This window comes from Clostridium pacaense, from assembly GCF_020709765.2.
GTDB lineage: Bacteria > Bacillota > Clostridia > Lachnospirales > Lachnospiraceae > Enterocloster > Enterocloster hominis.
Window position 1 is genome coordinate 498,386 of the sequence record NZ_JAJFEB020000002.1, and the last position, 18,047, is coordinate 516,432.

At 50.6% G+C, this 18,047-nt stretch carries 13 protein-coding genes and 1 riboswitch; of the genes, 2 read left to right on the plus strand and 11 right to left on the minus strand.

Going from position 1 to position 18,047, the window contains the following annotated elements:
• Positions 1 to 10: 10 nt before the first annotated feature.
• From LK536_RS35755 to metK, 11 genes are all read right to left on the minus strand, one after another.
• On the minus strand, positions 11 to 769 hold the full coding sequence (locus LK536_RS35755) for an SDR family NAD(P)-dependent oxidoreductase (protein WP_008723173.1): 759 nt from the start codon (positions 767 to 769) through the stop codon (positions 11 to 13).
• 212 nt (positions 770 to 981) lie between these two features.
• Positions 982 to 1,908 (minus strand): transketolase family protein, encoded by a 927-nt coding sequence (locus LK536_RS35760; protein WP_025484595.1) that lies wholly within the window; start codon positions 1,906 to 1,908, stop codon positions 982 to 984.
• Complete coding sequence (locus LK536_RS35765) at positions 1,905 to 2,789, minus strand: transketolase (RefSeq protein WP_227794720.1); 885 nt, start codon at positions 2,787 to 2,789, stop codon at positions 1,905 to 1,907. Before LK536_RS35765 ends, LK536_RS35760 begins: the two co-directional genes overlap by 4 nt.
• Positions 2,790 to 2,810: 21 nt before the next feature.
• The gene (locus LK536_RS35770) at positions 2,811 to 3,833 is read right to left on the minus strand and encodes a zinc-dependent alcohol dehydrogenase (protein WP_227794721.1); all 1,023 of its coding nucleotides are present in this window, start codon (positions 3,831 to 3,833) and stop codon (positions 2,811 to 2,813) included.
• Positions 3,830 to 5,935, minus strand: a complete 2,106-nt coding sequence (locus tag LK536_RS35775; RefSeq protein ID WP_227794722.1) for a glycoside hydrolase family 127 protein — start codon at positions 5,933 to 5,935, stop codon at positions 3,830 to 3,832. Before LK536_RS35775 ends, LK536_RS35770 begins: the two co-directional genes overlap by 4 nt.
• Before the next feature lie 31 nt (positions 5,936 to 5,966).
• The gene (locus LK536_RS35780; RefSeq protein ID WP_008723165.1) at positions 5,967 to 6,809 is read right to left on the minus strand and encodes a carbohydrate ABC transporter permease; all 843 of its coding nucleotides are present in this window, start codon (positions 6,807 to 6,809) and stop codon (positions 5,967 to 5,969) included.
• Between the two features lies 1 nt (position 6,810).
• Positions 6,811 to 7,731 (minus strand): carbohydrate ABC transporter permease, encoded by a 921-nt coding sequence (locus LK536_RS35785; protein ID WP_227794723.1) that lies wholly within the window; start codon positions 7,729 to 7,731, stop codon positions 6,811 to 6,813.
• A gap of 106 nt (positions 7,732 to 7,837) precedes the next feature.
• On the minus strand, positions 7,838 to 9,124 hold the full coding sequence (locus LK536_RS35790; protein ID WP_227794724.1) for a sugar ABC transporter substrate-binding protein: 1,287 nt from the start codon (positions 9,122 to 9,124) through the stop codon (positions 7,838 to 7,840).
• A gap of 95 nt (positions 9,125 to 9,219) precedes the next feature.
• On the minus strand, positions 9,220 to 10,725 hold the full coding sequence (locus LK536_RS35795; RefSeq protein WP_150846403.1) for a response regulator transcription factor: 1,506 nt from the start codon (positions 10,723 to 10,725) through the stop codon (positions 9,220 to 9,222).
• A gap of 19 nt (positions 10,726 to 10,744) precedes the next feature.
• Positions 10,745 to 12,532 (minus strand): cache domain-containing sensor histidine kinase, encoded by a 1,788-nt coding sequence (locus LK536_RS35800; protein ID WP_025484605.1) that lies wholly within the window; start codon positions 12,530 to 12,532, stop codon positions 10,745 to 10,747.
• A 246-nt stretch (positions 12,533 to 12,778) separates the two neighbouring features.
• The gene (gene metK / locus LK536_RS35805) at positions 12,779 to 13,972 is read right to left on the minus strand and encodes a methionine adenosyltransferase (RefSeq protein ID WP_227794725.1); all 1,194 of its coding nucleotides are present in this window, start codon (positions 13,970 to 13,972) and stop codon (positions 12,779 to 12,781) included.
• Positions 13,973 to 14,099: 127 nt separating this feature from the next.
• Positions 14,100 to 14,251: riboswitch (SAM riboswitch) on the minus strand.
• A gap of 175 nt (positions 14,252 to 14,426) precedes the next feature.
• Here metK and LK536_RS35810 point away from each other — a divergent pair.
• Together LK536_RS35810 and LK536_RS35815 are read left to right on the plus strand one after the other, a co-directional pair.
• Positions 14,427 to 16,121 (plus strand): molecular chaperone HscC, encoded by a 1,695-nt coding sequence (locus LK536_RS35810; protein WP_227794726.1) that lies wholly within the window; start codon positions 14,427 to 14,429, stop codon positions 16,119 to 16,121.
• Positions 16,121 to 18,037, plus strand: coding sequence for a J domain-containing protein (locus LK536_RS35815; protein ID WP_506092087.1), 1,917 nt, complete (start codon positions 16,121 to 16,123; stop codon positions 18,035 to 18,037). The genes LK536_RS35810 and LK536_RS35815 overlap by 1 nt, the downstream gene beginning before the upstream one ends.
• Positions 18,038 to 18,047 lie beyond the last annotated feature (10 nt).

Here is an 18,047-nt window from a genome sequence, read left to right on the forward strand (position 1 = left end):
TATATCCTCCCTAAAACCCAATCATGGCCCCGCCATCCACCACCAGGCTTGTCCCCGTAACAAACCTGGATGCATCTGAAGCAAGGTATAAGGCGGCCCATCCAATATCCTCGGGCTGCCCGAACGTTCCCATGGGGGTCCTGCTGATGATCCGTTCCGCCCGTCCGGGGTCGTCTGCATTGGAATACCTGAGCATGGGCGTATCGGTCCATCCCGGGACAATCGCATTGAACCTGATGCCTGTGCCTGACAGTTCTGAGGCAAAGGAACGCATCATGCCCAGCGTACCGGACTTGGCCATGGAGTATCCCAGTACGCCGGTTACGCCGATGAATCCTGTCTCTGAGGAAAGGAATATGACGCTGCCCCCCTTCATGTGGGGTACGGATTCCTTTGTCAGAAGGTAGCCTGCCTTTAAGTGCACGTCGAACAGCCTGTCAAGGTCTTGAGCCTCAAAGGAAAGCGCAGGCTTTTTTATCTGTATTCCTGCATTGTTAATAAGGACATCCATCCGTCCAAACCTGTGCATAATGGACTCCACCAGTGCGGGAATCCCCTCAAAATCAGTTATGTCACAGCGGATATAATGGGCGCGCTCCCCGATTTCCCGGCACGCATGTTCCAGCTCCTCCTCCCGCCTCCCAATCAGGACCACCGTGGCATTGGCCCCGGCCAGGCACTGGGCCATGGAAAAACCAAGGCCGGTTGCCCCGCCTGTGATGACAGCAACCTTTCCCTCCAGGTTGAATATGTCGATGTATGAGTTCATGGCGCCTCCTGTAAATAGAATTTAATCAGTGGATGAAACATTCCGTCATTACCACTGGCAAACATATTTTCAAATTGTATATTGACACAATTATACAAAAGACCGCCTGCCAATGCAAGCGGCCTTCTGCGGTTATACGCGTATATTGCTGTTATCCTATACCAGTCACTGATCCGTATTCCATAAGGATAGTCTGAAGTTTTAAGCACATCCTAACCAGCCATCTCCCTGACGGCTTCTGCAACAGCTTCCCTTGTCAGTCCGTGGTAAGCCAGGACTTCCTGGTAATTATGGCCGCTGCAGCCAAATGTATCTTTAATCCCCACCATCTTCATGGGTATTGGGTTTTCACATAAGGCCTCTGCCACAGCGCTTCCCAGCCCTCCTGCCACATTGTGTTCCTCTGCCGTGACAACGGCCCTGCACCCCTCTGCCATTTTCCTTATCATCTCTTTATCCATGGGCTTGATTGTGGATACATTAATCACCCTTACAGAGATACTGCCTTCCAGCTCCCTGGCTGCCTCAAGGGCCACCCCCGTCATATATCCCACTGCAAACAGTGCAATGTCGGTTCCATCCTTCAGCAGCTTTGGCACCCCAATCTCAAACGGCGCTCCTTCTTCAGTCACATTGGGATAATCATTCCGGTTCAGGCGCAGATAGCAGGGGCCATCCATTCCCGCGATTGCTTTCACTGCTTCCCTTGTTTCATTCGCATCAGCCGGGCAGATGACCGTCATGTTGGGCACGGCCCGGAAAATAGCCATGTCCTCCACGCACTGGTGAGTGGCTCCGTCCCCAAAATCAGACAGTCCTGACGATGAGCCGCATATCTTCACATTCAGTTTTCCAATTGCAATGGTCTGGCGTATCTGGTCATAGGCACGGCCGCCTGCAAATACGGCAAATGAATTCGTAAACGGAATCTTACCGGTCTGGGCCAGTCCCGCGGCAACGCTTGTCATATTGGCTTCTGCAATTCCCATTTCAAAGTGACGCTCCGGAAACTCTGCCTCAAACAGTTTGCCCATGGTAGATCCGCCCAGGTCTGCGTCCAGAACCACAATCCGCTCATCCTGTCTTCCCAGTTCCACCAATGTTTTGCCGTAAACCATCCTCTGATTCGTATCGCTCATCTGTGCGCCTCCTGCCTCTCTTCCCCTGCCCCGTCCTGTGCCGCGGCCTCATCCTGCACCGTCAACTCCTCCAGGGCCTGTCTGTAGGTTTCTTCTGTCAGCATACCATTGTGGTAGCCCACCACATTCTCTGCAAAGCTGACCCCTTTTCCCTTAACCGTATTGGCAACAATCACCGTGGGCACGCCTTTGACATGGCCGGCCTGGTTAAGGGCGTCAAGGATCTGTTTCATATCATGTCCGTCTATTTCTATCACATGCCAGCCAAAGCTTAAAAACTTTGCAATGATATCCCCTGTATCAAAACGGTCCTTTGTCCTTCCATTGGCCTGGAGTCCGTTCCTGTCCACGATAGCCACCAGATTATCTGCCCGGAACGCCCGGGCCGCCATTGCTGCCTCCCATATCTGCCCTTCCGCAATCTCCCCGTCACCTACCAGCACATATGTCTTACTGTTGATTTTATCCAGCCTCTGCCCCAGGGCCATACCCAATCCGATGGAAAGCCCCTGCCCCAGCGAACCGGTCCCGGCCTCAATCCCCGGTGTCTTCAGCACATCCGGATGTCCCTGGAGATATGAGCCGATTTCCTTTGTGTGCTTCAAATCCCCTACCGGGAAATATCCGCATTCCGCCAACGCCGCATACTGGAGGATTCCCACATGCCCCTTGCTCAATAGGAACCTGTCCCTTTCCCTCCATCCGGGATTTTCCGGCTTATGCTTCATTTTGTAAAAATAGAGGGCCGCCACAATATCTGCCGATGAATTGGATCCCCCTATATGCCCGGCCACCCCAACGCCCATGCTGATGACCACATCCCTTCTCAGCCTTTGGGCCTGGCATTTTAACCCTTCTATTAATTTATCATCATATTCCATCTTCCTATCCCCTCCTTCTGCTCAATTGACAACAACGACCTTTATCATATCGCCGGGCGCCTTTGCCAGTTTTTCAAAATAGGCGGGCGCCTCTTTAAGGCTGATTGTTTTACTGATTAATGGCTCTGGGTGGATTTCTCCCCTGTTGACCATTCCTGACACAACCTTAAACTCATCATAACCATATAGGAATGACCCCTGCACGGACAGCTCCCTTGTGACGATTTCCTGCATGTTAACCTCTATCATCGGTCTGTTATTGCCTATCCACACAGCCCTGCCTCCAAATCGCAGTGCGGTCATGGCCTGCTGTACCGTTGGACCTGCCCCCACTGCCTCAATGGCAGCATCCACACCCTTTCCGCCTGTCTCTTCCAGGATTCTGGCTTTAAAATCTTCGCAGCCCGGATTTATGACTGCATCCGCGCCCATTTCCCCGGCAACCGTTAGGCGGTGGCTGCTTAAATCAGAGAGAATGATCCTGCCGGCCTTCTTCCTTTTCACACATGCCAGCGCCAGCAGCCCGATGGTCCCAGCACCCACGATCAATACGGTTTTTCCTTCCAGTTCCCCTGCATGCTGCACGCTCCTGTACGCAACCGCCAACGGTTCAAACAGGGAACCCACGGAAAAGGAAACCGTATCTGATATGGAAAAACAGCACTTTGCCGGAACACAGATATATTCTGCAAATGCCCCATCCACATCCAGCACACCGAATGCACGCTTATTCAGGCACAGGTGGACCTGTCCCTTTTTACACATCTCACAGTCCCCACAGAAGTCCACCGGGTAAACAGAAACCCTGTCCCCAGGCTTCCATCCTTCTACATCCTCCCCCAGCTCTGCGATTTCCCCTGCAAATTCATGGCCCATTACCATGGGCGCTGTCCTTCTTCCAGTTATCCCCAGGTATCCGTGGACATCGCTGCCGCATATCCCGCAGGCCCTTACCCTGATTTTCACTTCTCCCCGCTGGGGCCGCACATCCGGGACATCCCGGTAAATAAGGGTACCCGGTCCCTCGTAAACAATTCCCTTCAATTTACATTCCCCCTGTCCGCCTTATCCTCATACTTACCATCCACTTTCCCGTGGTCCATATCGGGAATATGGTTCATCCATACGGTCATCGCCCCGGTTCCCCGGTTGGCCCAGGTATAGTATGGGACAGCCTTCAGCTTTACCGGTTCAAAATAACTCCCGGACGCGGGCTGGTATAATCTGCCCTTCCACTGTTCGCGGTTCCTTCTTATGCCCTGTGCCTGGATGGTACAGATTCCTCCCAGGAGACTTTCTTCAAACCCGGCCTCCAACCGGCTGTCTCCAGTCAGGATACAGTCAAATAAATCCGCATCATTGTCTGCTTCCTCCACACAGTAAACCAATGGGCCATATTGAATGGCTGCTTTTCCGCAATCCATCCTGACCCCGGGGTGTGCCTCCATTAACACTGGCTGCATGGGCAGGCTTAAATGCAGATGCCCATTCTTACTCCAGTCCTTCCTCACATAGAGGTATCCCCTGTCTTCCCAGACTTCTGCATCCTCTGTCTCCAGTACGGGCTGTCCGCTCCATTCCGGTATCCGCAGGGCCAGGGTCCACGCCCCGTCCAGGTCCGTGCCTACCGTAACCAGGATATCCCCCTGCCATGGATAGTCTGTCTCCTGCCGGATGACAACCTTTTTATCCCTGACCCTGATATCCGCCGTACCCTCCTGATAGAGATGCACGTATACTGCCTGGCCACCATCCTCCAGTTTTCCCTGGGTATATTGATACCCGCCAAGGGATTCCAGCAGCCTGGCCAGATTCATGGGACAGCAGGACACTGCAAACCAGCGCTGGCGCTCCGGGAACATGCGTGGATTGCGTATGATCCTGTCCCGGAACATTTCCGGATGGGCAGCCAGATGATTCGCATAAAAGAAACGGTCCCCGCTAAGGGATACCCCGCTGAGCACCCCGTTGTACAGCGCCCGCTCCATCACATCCCCGTATCTCCGGTCCGGCGCTACCTGAAGCATCCTGAATCCCCACATTACCATGGCAACCGATGCGCAGGTCTCATGATAGGACTCCTCGTTGGGAAGCTGGTAATCAAAGTTGAACCTCTCACACCCATCCTGGGAGCCGATACCTCCAGTGATATACATCCTCTTTGATGTAACATTGTCCCAAAGCCGGACACATGCCTGCCAAAGGCTCTTATCCCCGGTCTCTGAGGCCACATCAGCCATGCCTGCCCCCATGTAGGCCAGCCGGACCGCATGGCCTTCTGCCGTCATCTGTTCCCTAACAGGCAGATGGGCCTGGAACAGGGCATATGGGCCCTGGGCTAAAAAGCTTTTTCCTAAAATCCCCTTCGGGCCGCCGTCTTCCGGGTCCCTTCCCTGCTGTCTCGCTTCTTCTTCAAAGAAATACGGCTGTTTCCCCCTCTCATTGAGGAAATAAGCTGCCAGCTCCAGATACTTCTTTTTACCTGTGAGACGGTACAGCTTCACCAGGGCCAGCTCTATCTCCTGATGGCCCGGATATCCATGGATCTGATGATCCGCCGGACCGAATACACGGTCAATATGGTCGGCATAGCGCTCCACGATATCCAGTAATTTTGCCTTTCCCGTGGCTTCATAATATGCTGCCGCGGCCTCAATCAGGTGTCCTGCGCAGTACAGTTCATGCATACGGTGGACATTGGTCCATCGTTTTCCGGGTTCAACCACCGTATAGTAGGTATTCACATACCCATCCGGCATCTGCAGTTTCCCGAAATCATCTATGATCCCGTCAATCACTGCTTCTGTTTCCGGATTCCTTTCATACCAGAGGGCGTAGGATGCCCCTTCAATCCACTTTGCCAGGTCGGAATCCCAGTAATGATGGGGTCTGGGGATGGTCTCCCCATCCGCCATATTCTCCTCCAGCACACCGTCTATGGTAAACACACCCTTTTCGGGTCCGCTGTTTTCCCGCGGCTTATAAATACATTTTACTGAATCCACCCTGCCGGAGCTTCTGCACTGCTCATACTCGGCGGGAAGGGTTACCTGTTCGTTGATTTCCTGTCTCTTCTTCCAGAACCCGCCTGTAAACCTTACATTTTTCCAGCTTACAGGAAGGGATTTCTGCCATCTCTCATCCATAGTTCCATCCTTTCAAACGCCATTCCTGACATCAGCCTTTTACTGCGCCGGCCGTGATACCGGTAATCAGATACTTCTGAAGACATATGAATATCAAAAGCACGGGTATGGTCAGGATAACGGCAAATGCCATCAGGCTGTTCCATTCAATCCCATATTCCCCGATTGCCTTATACATATTAACCGTCAGGGGATACAGACGGTCCGTCTTAATGAAGGTCAGGGCTCCCATCAGATCCCCCCATCCCCAGAGAAAGGTAAATGCAGCAGAAACCACGATGCCGGGGTAGGTGATGGGTACCATTACCCGCCAGAACACCTGGAACCGCCCGCACCCGTCAATAATGGCAGCATCCTCCAGCTCTTTGGGGATATCCAGGAAATATGGCCGGAGTGTAATGATACAAAAAGGAATGCTGTGCAGGCAGGTGAAAATAACAGGAGCTGCCAGGGTATCTAAAATCGCAATTTTCTTAAATGTCATGAACAGCGGGGAGAGGAACAGTACGGTGGGCAACATCTGTGTTATCAGGATTGCCAATAGTACTGCCCGGTTGATGCTCAATTTAAACCGGGCCAGTCCATATGCGGACAGGGTGGCCAGCAGGGTGGATATGACCGTGGTGGCTGCCGCTATGATGAAACTGTTCCTGAAGCTGACCCAGATGGGCACGCTTCCCCTGACAAACAGCTGTGATATATACCCCTCCAGTTCAATCTTCTCAGGAAAAAAGGTGGGGACCTCAGCAAATATTTCTTTTGAGGATTTAAGGGAGGTAATCACCATCCAGTAGATGGGAAATAAGAACAGTATGAGAACAGCAACAGCAATCAGGTTAAACAGTATCTGTTCCCTTTTTTTCCGTTTATCCATCTCACATCACCTCCTCTTTCTCCATTAATTTAAGATTAAATATGGCAACTACCAGCAAAAGCACCAGCATGATATTAGCCACCGCAGCCCCCTGTCCAAATTCAAAATTGGAGAACGTCAGTTTATATGAGGCGGTTGCCAGTATCTGCGTGGAATCCAAGGGACCTCCGTTTGTCATTATATATATCAGGTCAAATGCCTTAAACGTATAGATGAATCCAAGTGTCACCACACTGAGGATGGTTGGTTTAAGCAGCGGGAGCGTAATGTGGCGGAACCGCTGAATACGGCTGGCCCCGTCAATGGCGGCCGCCTCAAACAGCTCCTCAGGCAGCGTGGTCAGCCCCGTGGCCAGTAACAGCATGTTAAAGGGAACGCCTCTCCAGATATTCGTAATGATAAGGGCGGTCATGGCCCCCCGCTCCGTGGTCAGCCAGGAAACCGGAGCCTTGACAAGATGCAGCTGGGTCAGGAAATAATTCAGTATGCCGGAACCATCCCCTGCAAAAATCCATTTCCATACAGAGGCAAATACAATAACAGGGACCAGCCAGCACACCATCAGCAGTCCCCTGGATATCTTGCTGAGCCTGAATACCTTGGAAAACAGGAGGGCCAGGGCAAACCCTATGATGAACTGGAACAGGATGGACATTACCGTAAAATAAACCGTATTCCATATGGCTTTCCTGACCATGGGCATGGCCAGGACCTCCCTGTAATTACCCAGCCCGATAAAGGGCTGCTCCCCCCGGAAGGTTTCCAGCGTCACTTCATGGAAACTCATACTCAGGTTGTATATCAACGGATATATTACAATCAGCGCCAGAAACACTGCCGCAGGAAGGATAAAACAATATCCGGCTATGATTTCCCGCTTTGTATACCGGTTGTGCATGGGACTTTTCTTCTTAATTTTCATCAACAATCACCGCTTTCCAACTCATTTCACCTGATTTTGGGCATAAAAAGTGCTGCAAAGCACAATTGCCATGTGTTTGCAGCGCTTTGTCCTATATCCTGTCTGGTTATAATCCTGCTATGGATGCTCCTGCATCCTTGGCCGCCTGTTCCGGATCCTTGGCTCCAAGAATAACCGACTGCCACATTTCAATCAGGATATCACTGATTTTATTATAATTCTCCACCGGCATCGCCACTGCATACTCCTGCATTTCCACAAATGTGCTTATGGGCTCCTGGCCGAAATACTCAGATCCTGCAGCCACGTCTTTTCTGGATGGAATATAGTTTTCTGCCTCGCTGTACCTGACCATGACTTCAGGCCTGTTCATATATTTTACAAATTCCCAGCTTAAATCCACATTGCCCGTATTGGAAATCGCAAAATTATGGCCGCCCAGCACTGTCTTAAATCCAGCGCTTCCCTCAGGAACCTTGGCCACGCCGAATTCAAAGCCTGCATCAGCCTGGATGGAACTAAGACGCCATGGACCGTCTATGATCATTGCTGTCTTGCCGGCAATAAACTGGTTGGCATTGTCTCCGGAATTATAGTTTACCACCTCCGTACTCATATACTGGTTTTCCACCATTTCCTGATAGAATTTAAGCATCTCCACTGTCTCAGGCGAATCAATACGGTCTACATCAGAACCTGCTCCCCATATAAATGGCCACATCTGAAACGTGGTATCGGTTGTCTGGCTTCCCGCCACCCCGAAGCCATTGACCCCGATTGACTTCAGTTTGCCACATGCCTCAAGAAGCCCGTCCCAGGTTGCCGGAACCTCTGTCACACCTGCTTTATCAAGTAACTCCTTATTGTAGTAAAGGCACAGGTTATTCGATGTGAACGGGAGTCCATAATATTTTCCCTCATACTGGTTCTGTCCAAGGATACTGCCATAATACCGGTCCAGTTCCAGCTCTGAATTAACGCGGTCCGTGATATCCGCCAGGATCCCCATCTTTGCATAAGTGGCTGTGTCCGTATTGTCCACATCCATCACATCCGGAAGGCTGTCGCTGGCCACCATGATATTAATCTGTTTTCTGGAATCCGCCAGGGGCATGTACTGAATCTCCACCTGTATTCCGGTTTCAGCCGTAAAATCCTCAATGCATTGATAGAGCACTGCTTTTTCCTTAGGATAAGTTAAAAGTAACGTAATCTTCTGGTCTCCTTCGGCCTGGGATGCAGCTGTCTGTCCTGTGCTTTCCTCCTTGGCATCCGCCTGCTCTGCAGTGGTCTGTGCTGTCCCCCCGCCAGACCCTGCGCCGCACCCCATGCAGATTCCCGCCGCCATTGCGATTGCTGCTGCTGACCATAACCACTTGTGTTCCTTTCTCATTGAAATCCCTCCCTGTTTGTTTTCTGATTAAAGGATACCACCTCCTTATCTCTTTTCCCATTCCACATTTCTAAGAAAGGTGTCCAAAACAAACGTTACATCTGGATATATTCCTTAGGGCTTTTTCCCGTATACTTCTTAAACACCTTACAAAAATATTTTACATCCATGTACCCGCTCTGTTCAGCTACTTCATAAATCTTCATGTTACTGTTTCTGAGAAGCTTTTTTGCATGCTCGATTTTGACCTGGGTACAGTATGCAGTGTACTTAATCCCTAACTCCCGCACAAACAGCGTACTTAAATACTCAGGGGTAATGTTAAAACGGCGCGCCATTTCCTCCACAAGGATATTTTCTTTATATTCCTTCTCAATGATATTCAATATCTCATTAATGACCGGATTATTACAGTGGTGTACATTATCTTTATAACGTTTGAATTCACCCAGGATATTCAGCATCATGGTTGCATAGGCATCCGTGGAAATTCTTGTCTTTACCCACTCCAGGACGTTCAGATGGCTGATTTCCTCATATATCCCATAACTTGTCTTACGGATTTCATACAGGATGGCAACCGTCATACACAGCATTGCCTCACGGATATCCGCATAATGGTAAACCTGTTTTTTCAGATATGCCTCAAATTCCCGCAGATCCTCCCGGACCGCCGCCATATCCAGTTCCCCGATATGGCGGATCATATTTCTTTCAGTCTCCATGGGATAGATGAATTTATTACATTCTACTGCCTTAAGTTTTTCCTCGTTTATTATATCCATCTGTATGACAGACAGCCCCCAATTGCTGTTATCCTCCATCACCTTAAGCGCCCTGTAAAATTCTTTTAACACTGGAAGGAAATAGGATACCGCCACAACAGGTTTGTGGAACAGGCTTTTCCCACGTTTCAGCCCTTCCCTTATCTGTCCTTCCAGGCGTGTCAGCTCCTCTGATTCAACTGCAAAAAACAGTTTATGCCTGCCGCCGGAAAAAAAGTGGAATGTCATACCTGACAGATAGTATTTCATGATTTCCTTCCACTTCGTTTCTTCTGAAACCGTGAAACCCGCATCCCCTTTAAGCATCAGCAGATATACCCCTCTGCCCGCCATCCTGGATTCCAGCTCCTTCAGGTAGCTTTCAGCCGCATCCTCAGGCACCGAATACAGCCGTTCCCATAATTCCTGTTCCGAAAAGGTGGATGGCCTTATCTGATGCTTTTCTTCCCTGATTTTCTGTTCCACCCGTTCCAGGACTTCCCTTAATGTCTTTTTTGTCACGGGTTTCAAAAGATAATCCACGCTCCCCAGCTGAATTGCTTTCTGGGCAAATTTAAAGTCGGCAAACCCGCTTAAAACAATGAATTTGCACTCGTTCCCTTGGTTTAGTACTGCCTCCATCATTTCCAGGCCGTCCATCTGCTCCATCATCACATCTGTTATGACCACATCCGGCTGTTCCCTGGCAATGAGCCGCACACCCTCTTCTCCATTCCCAGCCGTCCCCACGATGTCCCATCTCTCTTCCAGCTGGCCAATCAGGGCAGTCAGTCCCATTAATGACTTTCTTTCATCCTCCACAATTATGATTTTCATCTTCTCGCCCTCTTTTACATCACATCTTCGGTATGGTAATCTTAATGGAGGTTCCCCTGTTTTCCTCCGAATGTACCTCCATCCTGTAGCTGTCCCCATAATAAAGCTTCAGCCTGGCTAATACATTCGACACGCCGATAGACGGCGTACTCCCGCCTTCACCAAAAACTTCCCCCACTTTCTCCGGTGACATCCCCCGTCCGTTATCCGTTATGGAAAAACAGATTCCGCTTTCATTTATATGATAAATCTTGATTCGCAGGAATCCTCCGTGGCGGATATTCGCATATCCATGGATGATTGCATTTTCAATCAACGGCTGGAATATCATCTTATGGATATGGCAGTCCAGGATTCCCTCCTCACAGTCAATGGCATATTCAAAGTTATCCATGAAACGGATTTTCTGAAGAAACAGATACTTTTTCAGGTACTCCATCTCCTCCTTTATTTTAACGACGTCATTGCTTCCGCTGATCTGATACCTGAGGATCTGGGCAAATTCACTGAGCATTTCACTGATTTCATCTTCCCCGTTTTCGATGGCAAGCCAATGGATGGAATCCAGGGTGTTGTAGATGAAATGAGGGTTAATCTGGGCTTCAAGCGCCCTGATTTCCGCATCCTTCTTCATTTCGCTGACCTGCTTGATCTCATCCATCTGGTTGTTGATCTGTTTCATCATCTTATTAAACTGGCTGGCTATGATGGATATCTCATTCTTGCCTTCCATCTCCATGTGGGCGGACATTTCCCCGGCCCTTACTTCCTTCATGGTGTTTACCACCTGCTTAACGGACGCGGACAGCCTGCGGGACAGGATCCATATGAAGAAACCGCCCAGCACCATCAGGCAGATGGTTATCATCCATATTATCCTTTGGAAATTCCGTATCTCCTTCAGTATATAATCATTATCCAGAACACCGGCCAGACGCCAGGATGTCTTTGGGATATCCACCAGCACAACTGTCTTGTCCTCATGGTTCTCCTTCACCAGATGCACATCCTGGCTGCCGCCCATAGTCAGCTGTTCCCATCCGTCCATGTCAGAAATGTCCATGCCTATCCTGGATTTGTCATAATGCGAAACAATCCGGTTGTCCTGGTCCACAATGAAGTTATAATTCGTGTTCCTGTCCGGTGTGATCTGGGCCTCCTGACAGATATCGGAAAGTACCAGCTCATTCACGCCCATGAGGAAGGTCCCCACATACCTAGCTGTATAGAAATCCATCAGCCGCTTCCGGTACGTGAAAAGATAATAATCCGAGGTTCCCTGCCTGTCGTAATACTCAGCCGGTATCCATTCCCCCTTAAGGATTTCCTGTTTTTCCACCTGTGAAAAATACAGGTCATATAACTCCGGGCTTTTCTGGTATAAAGAATCAATCTGAAGCCTGTCCGAGCTGAATACCTTCCCGTTTTCAGTCTCCACGGCCATACACCACACCTGAGGACGGTAGGACATGAAGGTCCGCATCTGCTTCCTCAGCTCCTGCTTCACACCCAGTTCCTCCTGTCCCCGGGCTTCTTCAAATTGCTGCATGTAATCAAGGAATTTTTCATCTATGGTCATCTGGTTAACGGCTTCCTCATACCCATTCAGGGTTGCTGCAATATTGGATGCTGCCTGTTCCACCGCTATCCGGAAAAATCCGATGATCTTCTTTTCAATAATATCCGTTAAATATGTATTGCTTATACCTGCCAGAAGCACGATCTGGGCCGTAAACAGCAATATAAACACAACGGATATCTGTTTTGTAAAGGATTGTCTGCTCCAGTATTTCCGTATCCCTTTCATATGTCCCCCACCTTTTCCCAACTGTATATGACGTGTGCCTTGCTGAATGATTCACGTCCTGATATATCCCCAGAATAACATTTATACGCATAAGATAAAAGAGGGCGGGGAGGATTTATGAAAATTGGGGTCATTGGCAGACCATGGATAATGTTAAAAGCCCAGTGCGTGGGCACTGGGCTTTCATTTGGAATCATATCTGAAATTGTATCTGCTGTGTAATAAAAATGCCTCCCCAGCGTCTTCCTATATCCCTGCCAATGACTTCAGCAGCTCCACCTTATCCAGCTTCTCCCATGGAAGGTCCAGATCATTGCGGCCAAAATGTCCATAAGCAGCTGTCTGCTTATAAATCGGACGGCGGAGTCCCAGCATCTTGATGATGCCGGCCGGGCGGAGGTCAAAATTGGAGCGGATGATTTCCACCAGCTTTTCATTGCTCAGCTTTCCTGTACCATAGGTATCTACCATGATAGAGGTCGGGTGGGCCACGCCGATTGCATAGGACAGCTGGATTTCACACTTGTCGGCCAGTCCGGCTGCCACGATATTCTTAGCCACATAACGGGCTGCATAGGCAGCGGAACGGTCCACCTTGGTGCAGTCCTTGCCGGAAAATGCGCCGCCGCCGTGACGTGCATAGCCGCCGTAGGTATCTACGATGATCTTACGTCCGGTCAGGCCGCTGTCTCCCTGAGGTCCGCCGATTACAAAACGTCCGGTGGGATTAATGAAGAACTTGGTGTTCCCATCCACCATATCCTGAGGAAGGATTTCGTCAAAGATGTATTTCTTAACGTCCGCATGGATCTGCTCCTGGGACACGCTCTCATCATGCTGGGTGGAAAGCACCACTGCATCCAGGCGCACCGGCCTGTCATTCTCATCGTACTCCACCGTAACCTGGGACTTGCCGTCCGGGCGGAGATATTTTAATGTGCCGTCCTTGCGCACCTCTGTCAGGCGCCTGACCAGCTTGTGGGCCAGGGAAATGGCGTATGGCATGTACTCTTCTGTCTCATTGGTGGCAAAACCGAACATCATTCCCTGGTCGCCGGCGCCGATGGCGTCCAGTTCCTGGTCGGACATCCTGTTTTCTTTTGCTTCCAGGGCCTTGTTCACGCCCAGGGCAATATCCTGGGACTGCTCGTCAATGGCGGTTATCACGCCGCAGGTGTCGCAGTCAAATCCGTATTTTGCACGGTCATATCCAATCTCGCGTATTGTCTCCCGCACAATCTTCTGGATATCCACATATGCATTGGTTGTAATCTCACCCATTACAAGTACCAAGCCTGTTGTGGCAGCTGTCTCACAAGCCACGCGGCTCATGGGGTCCTGGGCCATAAGCGCGTCCAGGATGGCATCGGAAATGGCATCGCACATTTTATCCGGATGTCCCTCGGTTACGGATTCAGATGTAAAAATTCTTCTCTCCATTTAGTTCACGTTCTCCTTTTCTCTGAAATAAATCATTCTGTTACCTGGTTCCTGCAACATATATCCTTTACAAAAAATAAAGTCCGCAGCAATTGCGGACTTGAAAATAACGAAAGATCTTCAAATCCTCTTATTGCTCGATCAAGCATGCATGAAACAGTGCACACTCCTCGCTCAGGCTGGCACCTTCCGGCCCTTTTGCACGTCAATTCTGACATACTCAACCGGGGTTGCCGTGACTTCACAGGTCCTTTGTACCTCCATCACTCTGAATAAGGGATATATACGAACTATATAATTGTAAATAATGTTACCTTCCATATATTAATCCATTTATACATGCATGTCAACACCTATTTGTGATAAAATAAATCAAATTAAATAAGGTGGAAAAATATAGGAAACTGCACTAAAATATACATATATCAAAAATAATCCAAGCAGGAGAAATCATATGGCAATTATCGGTATTGACCTTGGAACCACCAACAGCCTGGTATCAATCTGGAGACACGGACGGGCGGAGCTGATTCCCAATTCCCTGGGAACATTCCTGACCCCCAGCGTGGTCAGCATGGACAAGGACGGCACCCTGTGGACAGGCACGGTTGCCAGGGAAAAAATGCATACCCAGCCGGAACGCAGCGCTGCCTCCTTCAAGAGGCAGATGGGCACTGCCCATGATTTCCGGCTTGGGAACCATATATTTAAAGCGGCAGAACTCTCTTCCCTCATATTGAAACAGCTTAAACTGGATGCAGAAGCGTATCTGGGTGAACCGGTGGAGGAAGCTGTCATCAGTGTGCCTGCTTATTTTAATGACGAGCAGCGCTTTGCAACCAAACAGGCCGGGCAGCTGGCCGGACTTAAGGTGGAACGGCTGGTCAATGAACCATCCGCAGCAGCCCTGGCCTGCCGGAACCAGACCGGGGAAGATGACTCCCAGTTTCTGGTAATTGATTTTGGCGGCGGCACCCTGGATGTATCCGTGGTGGAGTGCTTTGAGCAGATTATCGAGATACAGGCCGTGGCTGGCGACAACCATCTGGGCGGCAATGATTTTGATATGTTGATTGCAGAATATTTCTGCGGACAGCACGCGCTGGATTTTGAATCCATGACCATGTCTGAGCAGAACCTGCTGCTTAAAAAGGCGGAGCAATGCAAACGGGAACTTACGGTCAGCCAGGCCGCCATGATGAATTATCTCTACAGGGAGGATGAGCTTGGGCTGTTCCTGACAACAGCGGACCTGGTGCGGATCTGCGCGCCCCTCTTTAAACGTCTGGAACAGGTGGTCTTCCACGCCCTTTCCGATGCGGGGAAGACCATGGAGGATATTGACCAGATCGTCCTTGTGGGCGGGACCTGTAAAATGCCCGCGGTCCAGCAGTATATCGGACATTTCCTTCACAGGGAACCGTTCCTTGCCGGACAGCCGGATGAAATCATTGCCCTGGGCGCCGGAATCTATGGTGGCATTAAGGAGCGCCAGTCCGATATAAAAGATATCATCCTCACGGATATCTGCCCCTTTACCCTGGGAATCGGGATCATTGACAGGAATAACGCCAGGGACCATATCATGTCACCCATCATTGAGCGGAACTCACCCCTGCCCACCAGTAAAAGCGGTTTTTATGTCACCACAAGGGACCTGCAGACAGACATCGGCATCCTTGTGTTCCAGGGCGAATCCATGCATTGCAGTGAAAACCTGTTTTTAGGCGAATTGAACCTGACGGTCCCGCCTGCCCCCAATGGGCAGGAAGGCGTGGTTGTCCGTTTCACGTATGACATCAACGGTATCCTGGATGTGGAGGCTGAAAACAGGCACGGGGATGTGGTGAAAAAACTGATCATGAATGAACATATCCGGATGGACAGCCAGGAACTGGAACAGAAAATGCAGGAGCTGGAACAGCTGAAACGCCCCGCCAGGGAACAGGCCGCCAACCAGCTTGTATTCTCCAGGGGAGAACGGCTCTACATGGAGCTGCTGGGTGATGACCGCCAGGTAATCCTGAACCTGTTGAACTGGTTCTCAGGCGTCCTGGAGGCAGGAAGTCCCGCAGCCATAGCCGCCGCCCGCAAAAAGACAGACGACACATTCAACTACCTGGAAAGCAAACTATACGGAGGCGTATGATGGCAGAAACCATATGGGACATACTCGGTATTCCCCCCACATCCGATAAACGGGCAATTAAAAAAGCGTACGCTGCCAAATGCTCCGCCTGCCACCCAGAGGAACATCCGGAAGAATTTGACCGGCTTCACAAGGCTTATACGGCGGCGGTTAAGATAGCGGCGCGGATTCCGGCGGGCGCGGAAGCGGCGGTTCCTGCGGATGAACAGGGGGCGGCTCCCGCCAGCAAGCAGGCAACAATCCTCCCCAGCAATCACCCTGCGGCTCCTGCCATCCCAGATATCTCCCATCTGGTGGAACAGGGCATGGAGCAGGAGTTAAACGCCTCGTGCAGCAAGCTTTTAGAGAGCCTTAAGAAACTCCATGACTCCTTTCCCAAATCCGTTGACACCAATGGGGAGGAGTTCACAAGGGCGCTCCGGCGTCTGGAAGAATGGTATGAATCCCCACGGTTCAAACTGGCTGGATGGGAACCTGATTTCCTAAAACAGCTGGACCAGTGGCTGAGTGCCAACAGGGGAGGGATTAACCGGGCGGAGGCGGTTGCCCTGTACAGGGCTTACCGGTTCAGGCAATACAAATCCCCCTCCTATCCAGTCATCCCCTATATGGATAATATCCATTGGGAAATCATGCAGCATGCATACCGCTATGAGAAGGATATGGTTGCCATGGCAGACATGCCTCCTCTTCCCAAATCCGGGGAGAAGGGAACCAGGTCCCGCAGGAAGCCCTGGACCCGTTCCCAGCGGATACTGTCCAGCCTGATACTTCTGTTCGTGGCCGTCATGATAAGGGGTATTTCCATGGCCCCCAGCCGCACCAGCAATCCTTCTGATGTGCAGAAAATCATAAATGAAATGAAGAAAAATCCACCCCAGACCCTGCCAGCCCATGATTCATCAGAACTGGTCAGGGAGATTGACAAGATGCTGATGGAAACAAAAGCCTCCGACATGCGCCCTTCCATTAATATCCTTTCGGACAGCGGTGAAACCTCCCAAAGCATGTCCCAGTCCTCATCTCCCCAAAAATGGATATACGATGGCTTCGGTCCCATTACGCGCCCGGAAAATCTCCCTGTAAGTCCTGAGGAATACGAATTTTACGGTAAGAATACCCTCACGACGCTTTATAAGGGAACCTCGGCCAGTATCCATATCTTCCCACCCGCATCCCCACTGACTGCAGCCATGACCGGGATGGTGGACATTCATGTGGACAGCTCTTACTTCGATCAGGAGGATGAGACTGACGGGGTATATTTCTACAATATGAAGTCCTTAGGAGAGGCTGAGATACCATTTCCGGTCTGGGTAGTTCCCGTCCAGTCATCCTCTGATGATGCCACCCGCTATACCGTCGGAGGGTGCGGATATTGGGCAGAAGCCCTTTTATACGCCGCATCAGGCCAGGGGATTTCAGGGCGCACCTGGTACGACCAGGACTACGCGTCCCACCTGGTCCTCAAATGGGACTCTATCGATACCCTTCCCGAACTTGCGGAACGCCTTCTGAAGACATGTGACAGTTTCTATGGATACGTAGGCGGACATTCCCCGGACATGGACCTTACCATTATCATCGGACCAGACGCGGACACAGCCGTAAGACAGCTGCAGGCAGTCACAGCGCCTTTAGAGGAAGGGCTTACCTCTGTAACAATCACAGAAGAAGAACAGCTTACCCGGTGCGGGGCGGGTCCGGTTCCCATGACAGGGGACGGCGGCATTTCCCATGACCTTTCCCTTTATGACAGTTCCGCGCGCTGGGTGGTGCGGATGCACATGGAAAAGGATGGAACCAATGAAGGATTCCATCCCGGACTGACCAGCCAGGAAGCACTGGACCAGATATTCAATCATATCAACGGCCTGGACTGGGTGCTGTCCCGGTATGAAATTAAGGATACCTAAACCATATGGC